Source organism: Nesterenkonia salmonea (genome assembly GCF_005771525.1).
In the GTDB taxonomy this organism is placed as follows: domain Bacteria; phylum Actinomycetota; class Actinomycetes; order Actinomycetales; family Micrococcaceae; genus Nesterenkonia; species Nesterenkonia salmonea.
Genome location: NZ_VAVZ01000099.1, coordinates 1 through 1,384, shown reverse-complemented (window position 1 = coordinate 1,384; position 1,384 = coordinate 1). Strand labels below are relative to the sequence as shown.

Sequence of the window (1,384 nt, the reverse complement as noted above, 5' to 3'; positions counted from 1 at the left end):
GGCTCTTCACTATTGATGTGTGGACCGGTTGGTCTGACTCCTTAAGGGATGTGGCGGCCCGCGGCTCTGGGCCATGATGGTGTAGTGGCCGGGTCTGACTCACGGCTCTTCTGACGTCACCTACGGGTGGTTGTCCTTCACGCGACGTGTCGATTGGCCGGGCTCACAGTACAGTGCAGCCCGGTGGGGCCGTCATGTCCTGATAGGAGTCTGGCGAAGTCCCCGATAGTGAACTGACTGACGCCCCTGCCGGGCTGCGTACCCCAACTACGCAGGAAGGGCACAGTTCCATGGTCACTGAAACACAGACTCTCGTCTACGGCGGGATTGATACCCACACTGACACTCATCACGTGGCGGTCGTTGATCACCTCGGCACCCCGCTGGAAGATATCCAAGTCCCGGCGACTTCCTCGGGGTACCGCGCGGCGGTACGGTTCTTGAACCGATGGCCACAATTAGCAGCCCTCGGCGTTGAATGCACCGGCTCCTACGGTGCCGGGGTAAGCCGCGCGGCGCGGGAAGCTGGCCTGAATGTCGTCGAGGTCAACCGGCCCAACCGCTTCGATCGCCGCATGCAGGGCAAGACCGACACCTTCGATGCCTACGCTGCTGCGGAGGCGGTCCTCTCCGGCCGGGCCAATGCCGCACCCAAAGGCGGCGACGGGCTCGTCGAATCGCTACGAGTGCTGCGCACCAGCAGGACCTCGGCCTTGAGCGCCAGGACGGCGACGACTAACCAGATCAAGGCGATGCTGATCTCCGGGCCAGAACAGCTGCGCTCACGCTACCGTGGCCTGTCGAACATGAAACTCATGACATCGCTGGCGGCTTCCCGGCCCGCTCGCATCCCGGTGAGTGCTGAAGAGGCAACGGCCTACAGCATGAGACTGCTGGCCAGGCGGTGGAAACATCTCACCGAACAGATCGAAGATCTGAGCCTTCACATGGAACGCCTCCTGAACGATCACACCCCCGAACTGATGGAGGTCTTCGGTGTCGGACGTGACACGGCCGCGCAGCTGTTGATCACCGCCGGCGATAACCCCGACAGACTCCGTTCCGAGGCCGCTTTCGCGGCCCTTACCGGGGCTTGCCCGACTCCAGCATCCTCTGGCAAGACCAACCGGCATCGGCTGAACCGAGCTGGCGACCGCCAGGCCAATTCCGCGCTGTATCACGTGGTGATCGTACGGATGCGTTATGACCAGGCCACACGGGACTACGTTGAACGTCGCACCGCGGAGGGTAAAACCAAGATGGAGATCATCCGCTGCTTGAAACGCTACCTCGTCCGCCAGCTCTACCCAGTCATCTGCCGATCCCTCGCCGGCAGAACCCTCACCCCCAACGCTTGACATTTATCTATAGGAGTGTCGCGTTT

General features: G+C 62.1%; 1 protein-coding gene. It reads left to right on the top strand.

Annotation, left to right across the window (positions count from 1 at the left end; all coding sequences use genetic code 11):
• Positions 1 to 290: 290 nt before the first annotated feature.
• Positions 291 to 1,358, top strand: coding sequence for an IS110 family RNA-guided transposase (locus FEF26_RS15430; RefSeq protein ID WP_138254415.1), 1,068 nt, complete (start codon positions 291 to 293; stop codon positions 1,356 to 1,358).
• Positions 1,359 to 1,384: the final 26 nt, after the last annotated feature.